Here is a 7,385-nt window from a genome sequence, read left to right on the forward strand (position 1 = left end):
GGCGGAGGGCGTCGCCTTCGACCCCTCCGCGCACGACGTCGAGCCTGACGCCGAGTGCGGCCGCATGGCGGATCGCGCGGAGCTCGAGCGGTTCGACCGCGCGGCCTCCCCGGCCCTCGGCGTGGCGGCGGGCGAGGCGATCATGACGTGCGGCAGCGCCGAGGGCGCCGGCTGGCGCCACATCGCCGACGGCCACACCGGCGACTTCGGCGAGCTCGCCGAGGCGATCGGCGCTGACTGGGAGGACGTCGCGTGGTTCGCGATCGACCGCGCGCTCGAGCAGCCGACGCGCGTCGAGCCGTACCGCGACGACATCGTGAACTACGACGTGCTCGTCGAGCAGGTCGAGGGTGGCGAGACGGTGCGGTCCTGGATGGTGACCGTCGGGGTCGGCCTCAGCTCGGAGCGCGTCATCACGGCCTTCCCGGACGAGCAGCGCTGACCGCCGCCCGCGCCGCCCGCCCGCGGCGGCGCATCCATCTCGCCCCTACCGGCCTGCACGTCCCGGTGCTTCACTGACGCCGACCGCGACAGCGGCTCGACGAGGAGGCGTGAGATGAAGATGGAGCAAGAGCACGAGCACGAGCACGGCCGGCTGCTCGACGTGGCCGGGCTGATGCATGCCGCGCGAGCGGAGGCCCGCCGCGTGATGGAGGCGTCGAAGGGCGATCTCGTGAGCGATCACGAGGCGGTGCTCGACCGGCTGCAGACCGCCGAGCTCATCGACGGCGAGGAGGCGCGCACGCTGCTCGACCTCTACCGCATCGGGCTCGAGGCGGGCGAGGGCAAGGCCGACGCGCAGCGGGCGTACTTCGAGTCGCGCGGGATCTACGACCGCCTCGCTGCGAGCGGCACCGCGAGCCCCGTGGCGCTCGTCGTGGCGTCGGCCGCGGTCGGCTCGTTCGAGGTCGCGCCGCGCGACGACGGGTCGCCGACGGTGACGATCGCGCGCCAGAGCTATGGCTCGAGCCTCGCGGGCATCGGGGCGGGCATCGGCGCGCTCATCGGCGGCCCCGTGGGCGGGACCCTGGGCGGCGCGATCGGCGGGCTGCTCGGCGGCATCGTCGACGAGAAGAAGGACAAGAAGAAGTAGCGCGGCGTGGCCTGGCACGATGGGCCGCATGCGCGATCTCGTCGACGTCGACTGGCTGGCCGAGCGGCTCGGGGAGCCGGCCCTCGTCGTCGTCGACGCGAGCATGGCCCCGCCCGGCACCGACGAGCCGCTCCCGACTGAGGGCATCCCCGGCGCCGTGCGGTTCGACATCGACGGCCGCTTCTCGCGCCGCGACGAGCGCGACGGGCTCGGCCCGGTCGGCGTGCACGACGCCCTCGCGCCGGCCGATCTCGAGCGCGAGCTGCGCGCGATCGGCATCCGGGAGGGCGATCGCGTCGTCGCGTACGACGCGGCCGGCATGTTCTCGAGCGCTCGCGCGTGGTGGATGCTGCGCGCGGCGGGGATCGAGGCCGCCGTGCTCGACGGCGGCCTGCCCGCGTGGGTCGGCGCCGGCCATCCGCTCGCTCCCGTCGCCGAGTCGACGGGGCGCCCCGGTGACGTGAGGGTGGGGTGGGATGCGTCGGCGTTCGTCGACGCCGACGTCACGGCGGCCGCGCTCGGCTCGGGCGACGCCGCGGTGCTCGACGCCCGCTCGCCGGCCCGCTTCACGGGCGCGGAGCCGGATCCGCGGGCGGACGTGCGCGCGGGCCACATGCCGGGCGCGCGATCGCTGCACTACGCACAGCTCGCCCCCGGCGGCCGGATGCTGCCGCCCGAGCAGCTCGCCGTGCGGCTCGCCGACGCCGCGGGGGAGCGGCCGATCATCGCGAGCTGCGGGTCGGGCGTCACCGCCGCGGTCGTCGCGCTCGCCGCGACGCTCGTGGGTCGCGAGGCGGCGGTCTACGACGGCTCGTGGGCGGAGTGGGGCCGCGTGGGCTCCGGCCGGCCGGTCGTCGGGAGCGCCTGATGCGACGCGCCGTGCGCGGGCCGGTTGTTTTGAATCGTTCACGATAGCGATATGCTGGGCACGTGACCGAGACCGACGCCGAGCTGCTGCGCGAGCGCGGCCTGCGCGTGACGCAGGGCCGGCTCGCGGTGCTCGACGCGCTCGCTCGGCAGCCCCACGCCGACGCCGACGCGGTGCACCGGGCGCTCGCCGCCGCAGGGCACGAGACCTCGGTGCAATCGGTGCACAACGTGCTCGGCGACCTCACGAGCGCCGGCGTGCTGCGCCGCTTCGAGCCCGAGCGGTCGGCGGCCCGCTACGAGCGGCGGATCGACGACAACCACCACCACGCCCTGTGCCGCGTCTGCGGTCGTGTCGACGACGTCGACTGCGTCGTGGGCGCGGCGCCCTGCCTCCACGCCGACGCCCCGCCCGGCTTCGCGGTGGACACGGCCGAGGTCACCTTCGTCGGCGTGTGCGCCGACTGCGCGGCGGCCGCGACCACGGCCTGACCGCACCGCACCGCCCGGGCGACGGAGCCCATCCACCCTCACGCCTGCGCGCGGCGATGCCGCGCGCCCGGACCCCGACCGCACCGAAGAGAGAGACGAGAAGAGCAGATGACGAAGCCCACCACGAACAGCGTCGGCACGCCGATCGCGAGCGACGCGCACTCGCAGAGCGTCGGCGCGAACGGCGCGATCGCGCTCACCGACCACTACCTGGTCGAGAAGCTCGCCCACTTCAACCGCGAGCGGGTGCCCGAGCGCGTGGTCCACGCGAAGGGCGGCGGCGCGTACGGCACGTTCGTCACGACGCACGACGTGTCGCAGTACACGCGCGCGGCGCTCTTCCAGCCGGGCGTCGAGACCGAGCTGCTCGCGCGCTTCTCGACCGTCGCCGGCGAGCAGGGCAGCCCCGACACGTGGCGCGACCCGCGCGGCTTCGCGCTCAAGTTCTACACGAGCGAGGGCAACTACGACCTCGTCGGCAACAACACGCCAGTCTTCTTCATCAAGGACGGCATCAAGTTCCCCGACTTCATCCGCTCGCAGAAGCGCCTGCCCGGCTCGCACCTGCGCGACAACGACATGCAGTGGGACTTCTGGACCCTGAGCCCCGAGTCGGCCCACCAGGTCACGTGGCTCATGGGCGACCGCGGCCTGCCGAAGAGCTGGCGGCACATGGACGGCTTCGGCTCGCACACCTACCAGTGGATCAACGCCGCGGGCGAGCGCTTCTGGGTGAAGTACCACTTCAAGACCAACCAGGGCAACGACTTCCTCACGCAGGCCGAGGCCGACCGGCTCGCGGGCAGCGACGCCGACCACCACATCCGCGACCTCTACGGCGCGATCGAGGACGGCGACTTCCCGTCGTGGACCCTGCACGTGCAGGTCATGCCCTACGAGGATGCCGCCACGTACCGCTTCAACCCGTTCGACCTCACGAAGGTGTGGCCGCACGGCGACTACCCGCTCATCGAGGTCGGGCAGATGACGCTGAACCGCAACCCCGAGAACTACTTCGCCGAGATCGAGCAGGCCGCCTTCAGCCCCGCGCACTTCGTGCCCGGCATCACCGGCAGCCCCGACAAGATGCTCCAGGCGCGCATCTTCAGCTACGCCGACGCGCAGCGCTACCGCGTGGGCGTCAACCACGCCGAGCTGCCCGTCAACCGCGCGCGCGTCGAGGTCGACTCCTACGACAAGGAGGGCGCGATGCGGCACGGCTTCCGCTCGCCCGCGGCGCCGGTGTACGCACCGAACTCGTTCGGCGGCCCCGCGGCCGACCCGGTGGCGGCCGGCGACGACCGCGGCTGGGAGAGCGACGGCGAGCTCGTGCGCGCCGCCATCACGCTGCACCCGGAGGACGACGACTTCGGCCAGGCGGGCACGCTCTACCGCGAGGTGCTCGACGACGCGGCGCGCGAGCGGCTCGTCGCGAACATCGTCGGCCACGTCGGCAAGACGCGCGTGCCGGAGATCCGCGAGCGGGCGATCCAGTACTGGAAGCACGTCGACGCCGACCTCGGCGCGCGCGTCGAGGCCGGCCTCGAGCCGATCGCCGAGCCGCGCACGTCGCTCGCATCCGAGCCCGTGCGCACGCCCGCGGTCTTCTAGTCCCGCAACGCCTCGCGGCCCGCACCGGTCTCCACCGGTGCGGGCCGCGTCTGCGTCGGGGCCCGGCTCAGTCGCGCGTGCTCAGGGCCGCAGCAGCACCTTGACCGCGCGCCGCTCGTCCATCGCCCGGTACGCCTCGGCGGCCTCGTCGAGCGGCAGCTCGAGGTCGAAGACGGCGGATGCGTCGAGGTCGCCCGCGAGCACGGCCGGCACGAGCTCGGGCAGGTAGCGCACGACCGGCGCCATGCCGCCGCGGAGCCCGATGTTGTTGCGGAAGGCGATGCTCCAGGGGATCTCGACGCCGTGGGGCACCCCGACGAAGCCGACCGTCGCGCCGGGGCGCGCGGCGCCGAACGCCGTGCCCATCGACTCGGCCGTGCCCACGCACTCGAGCACCGCATCCGCCCCCACCCCGCCGGTGAGCTCGCGCACCGCCTCGACGGCGGCGTCGCCGCGCTCGGCGACGACGTCGGTCGCGCCGAACGCGGTCGCGATGCGCTGCCGGTCGGGGTTGCGCGAGAGCACGACGATGCGCTCGGCGCCGAGGCGCCGCGCCGAGAGCACGCCGCACAGGCCCACGGCGCCGTCGCCCACGACGACCGCCGTCGACCCGGGCGCGACGCCCGCCGAGACCGCCGCGTGGTAGCCGGTGGGGAGCACGTCGCTCAGCACGAGCACAGCCGCGTGCTGCTCGGGCGCGGGCGCGTCGTCGAGCACGAAGCACGTCGCGTCGGCGTTCGTGACGCGCGTGAGCTCTGCCTGGCCGCTCGGGGTCATGGCGAGCTCGACGCAGCCCTGCGTCTGCCCGGCGAGGCAGTGCGCGCAGCGGCCGCAGCAGTGGTCGAACGGCACGATGACGAAGTCGCCCACGCGCACACGGGCGACGTCGGGGCCGACCGCCTCGACGACGCCGATCGCCTCGTGGCCGATCGTGCGCGGCTCGGCCACGGCGTTCGCGCCGCGGTAGGGCCAGAGGTCCGAGCCGCAGACGCAGCCAGCGACGACACGCACGATCGCGTCGGTCGGGCGCTCGATGGAGGGGTCGGCCCACTCCTCGACGCGGATGTCGCCGGGGCCGTGCAGGATCGTCGCTCGCATCCGCCCAGCCTGGCACGCGCGGCTGTGGGCCCCGGCCGCGCGCGCGATCGAGGGTCGCTAGGGCAGCCGGTCGACGAGCTCGCTCGCGAGCCCCGTGTAGGCGTGCGGGGTCAGGCGCCGCAGGCGCTCCTTCGCCGCGTCGGAGATGTCGAGGCCGTCGACGAACGCGACGAGCTCGGCCTGCCCGACGCGCTGGCCGCGCGTGAGCTCCTTGAGCTGCGCGTACGGGTCGTCGATCGACGAGCGCCCGGCGAGCACCTCGGCGCGGATCACCGTCTGGATCGCCTCGGCGAGCACCTCCCAGTTGCCGTCGAGGGCGGCGTCGAGCGCGGCGTCCGAGACGGCGATCTCCGAGAGGCCGCGCCGCAGGTTGTCGAGCGCGAGGAGGGAGTGCCCGAGCGCGACGCCGATGTTGCGCTGCGTCGACGAGTCGGTGAGGTCGCGCTGCAGGCGGCTCGTCACGAGGGTCGCCGAGAGCGACTCGAGCAGCGCCGACGCGATCTCGAGGTTCGCCTCGGCGTTCTCGAACCGGATCGGGTTGATCTTGTGCGGCATGGTCGACGAGCCCGTCGCGCCCGCGACCGGGATCTGGGTGAACGTGCCGAGCATGATGTACGTCCACACGTCGGTCGCGAGGTTGTGCAGGATCCGGCCGGCGTGCGAGATGGCGCCGAAGAGCTCGGCCTGCCAGTCGTGCGACTCGATCTGGGTCGTGAGCGGGTTCCACGTGAGCCCGAGCGACTCGACGAAGGCGGATGCGGTGGCCGGCCAGTCGGCGTCGGGCTCGGCGACGACGTGGGCCGAGAACGTGCCCGTCGCGCCCGCGAACTTGCCGAGCACCTCGACGCCCTCGATGCGCCTCGCCTGCCGCTCGAGCCGCCACGCGACGACAGCGAGCTCCTTGCCGAGCGTCGTCGGGGTCGCGGGCTGCCCGTGGGTGAGCGAGAGCATCGCGCGGTCGCGCTGCTCGGCGGCGAGCTCGCGGAGCCGGTCGATCACCGCGCGGAGCGCCGGCAGCCAGACCTCGTGCACGGCGGCGCGCACGGTGAGCGCGTACGAGAGGTTGTTGATGTCCTCGCTCGTGCACGCGATGTGCACGGCCTCCGAGAGCCGCTCGAGGCCCTGCTGCGCGAGCCGGTCGCGCACGAGGTACTCGACGGCCTTGACGTCGTGGCGGGTGACGGCCTCCTTCTCGGCGAGCCAGTCGATCTCCGCCTGGCCGAACCCGGCCGCCCACTGCCGCAGCGCATCCGCCGCCTCGGGCTCGACCGGGCTCGCGCCGAAGAGGCCGTGCTCGGCCACCCACAGCAGCCACTCGACCTCGACGTGCACGCGGGCGCGGTTGAGGCCGGCCTCCGAGAGGTGCTCGGAGAGGCCGGCGACCTGCCGCTGGTAGCGGCCGTCGAGGGGCGAGAGGGGCTGGGCGGGCAGCGGCATGGGTCTCCTTCAGGGGCGCAGGGCCGGCTGGATCTGGCGGAACAGCCGGCCGACCGCGGTCTCGATCTGGCGGAGGACGGTGCCGAAGAAGGCGTCCTCCGAGTAGTAGGGGTCGGGGACGTCGGGCACCGTCGCCTCGGGGTCGAACGCGAGCAGCAGGCGGATCTTCGAGAGCTGCTCCTCCGAGCGGGCGAGCGAGCGGAGCGCTCGCTCCTGGCCCCGGTCGAACGCGATGACGAGGTCGAAGGCCTCGAGCCACTGGGCCTTGAACTCCTTCGCCCGGTGGTGCACCGCGTCGTAGCCGGCCTCGGTGAGCGCGGCGAGCGTGCGAGGGTCGGCGGTCTCGCCGACGTGGTAGTCGCTGATGCCCGCGCTCGCGACGTGCAGGCGGTCGGCGACGCCGTGCCGGCGCGCGAGCTGCTCGAAGACGGTCGCGGCCATGGGGGAGCGGCAGATGTTGCCCGTGCAGACGAAGCAGACGCGGAAGCGCGTCGCATCGCCGATCTCCCGCTCGATGGTCACCCACCCATCATGGCGCAGGGCGCACGTCGCGAGCGGGCCGCGCATCCACAGGTCGCTCGCTCGAGGCCGCGCGCGGTGGCCGCGGCATGCCATCGTGCCGCCGACGCGAAGGGGGCGACGATGGCGATGGTGACGACGACGGCGGCGGTCGCGGCGATGACGACGACGGATGCGGCGGCGGCCGTCGTGCGCGCGGCCGCGGTCGACGAGGCGCGCGCGGCGCAGGCCGCGGCTGTCCCTTATACACCTCTGACGCCGGCGGCGG

General features: G+C 74.0%; 8 protein-coding genes. 5 read left to right on the forward strand and 3 right to left on the reverse strand.

What is annotated here, in order from left to right; all coding sequences use genetic code 11:
• The 5 genes from NWP09_RS10270 to NWP09_RS10290 all read left to right on the forward strand — a co-directional run.
• Positions 1 to 442: hypothetical protein (locus tag NWP09_RS10270; protein WP_258275417.1), on the forward strand; the 442-nt coding region annotated here is incomplete at its 5' end.
• Between the two features lie 114 nt (positions 443 to 556).
• On the forward strand, positions 557 to 1,093 hold the full coding sequence (locus tag NWP09_RS10275; protein ID WP_258275418.1) for a hypothetical protein: 537 nt from the start codon (positions 557 to 559) through the stop codon (positions 1,091 to 1,093).
• Between the two features lie 28 nt (positions 1,094 to 1,121).
• Positions 1,122 to 1,961 carry a sulfurtransferase gene (locus NWP09_RS10280; RefSeq protein WP_258275419.1) on the forward strand — a complete coding sequence of 280 codons (840 nt, stop codon included), beginning with the start codon at positions 1,122 to 1,124 and terminating at the stop codon, positions 1,959 to 1,961.
• A gap of 62 nt (positions 1,962 to 2,023) precedes the next feature.
• A complete protein-coding gene (locus tag NWP09_RS10285; RefSeq protein ID WP_258275420.1) occupies positions 2,024 to 2,452 on the forward strand; it encodes a Fur family transcriptional regulator in 429 nt (142 codons plus the stop codon).
• Positions 2,453 to 2,560: 108 nt separating this feature from the next.
• Positions 2,561 to 4,063 (forward strand): catalase, encoded by a 1,503-nt coding sequence (locus NWP09_RS10290; RefSeq protein ID WP_258275421.1) that lies wholly within the window; start codon positions 2,561 to 2,563, stop codon positions 4,061 to 4,063.
• 81 nt (positions 4,064 to 4,144) lie between these two features.
• Here the strand turns inward: NWP09_RS10290 and NWP09_RS10295 are convergent, their stop codons facing one another.
• Genes NWP09_RS10295 through NWP09_RS10305 form a run of 3 tightly spaced genes read right to left on the reverse strand, consistent with a single transcriptional unit; the run spans position 4,145 to position 7,120 of the window.
• On the reverse strand, positions 4,145 to 5,161 hold the full coding sequence (locus NWP09_RS10295; RefSeq protein ID WP_258275422.1) for a zinc-binding dehydrogenase: 1,017 nt from the start codon (positions 5,159 to 5,161) through the stop codon (positions 4,145 to 4,147).
• A gap of 57 nt (positions 5,162 to 5,218) precedes the next feature.
• Positions 5,219 to 6,598, reverse strand: a complete 1,380-nt coding sequence (gene purB / locus NWP09_RS10300; protein ID WP_258275423.1) for an adenylosuccinate lyase — start codon at positions 6,596 to 6,598, stop codon at positions 5,219 to 5,221.
• 9 nt (positions 6,599 to 6,607) lie between these two features.
• Positions 6,608 to 7,120 (reverse strand): low molecular weight protein-tyrosine-phosphatase, encoded by a 513-nt coding sequence (locus NWP09_RS10305; RefSeq protein WP_258275424.1) that lies wholly within the window; start codon positions 7,118 to 7,120, stop codon positions 6,608 to 6,610.
• Between the last annotated feature and the right edge of the window lie 265 nt (positions 7,121 to 7,385).

It is taken from the genome of Agrococcus sp. HG114, assembly GCF_024723325.1.
GTDB lineage: Bacteria > Actinomycetota > Actinomycetes > Actinomycetales > Microbacteriaceae > Agrococcus.

Coding starts and splice junctions, on each gene's coding strand:
- NWP09_RS10275 (WP_258275418.1), top strand. CDS start 557: ATGAAGATGGAGCAAGAGCACGAGCACGAGCACGGCCGGCTGCTCGAC.
- NWP09_RS10280 (WP_258275419.1), top strand. CDS start 1,122: ATGCGCGATCTCGTCGACGTCGACTGGCTGGCCGAGCGGCTCGGGGAG.
- NWP09_RS10290 (WP_258275421.1), top strand. CDS start 2,561: ATGACGAAGCCCACCACGAACAGCGTCGGCACGCCGATCGCGAGCGAC.
- NWP09_RS10295 (WP_258275422.1), bottom strand. CDS start 5,161: ATGCGAGCGACGATCCTGCACGGCCCCGGCGACATCCGCGTCGAGGAG.
- purB (WP_258275423.1), bottom strand. CDS start 6,598: ATGCCGCTGCCCGCCCAGCCCCTCTCGCCCCTCGACGGCCGCTACCAG.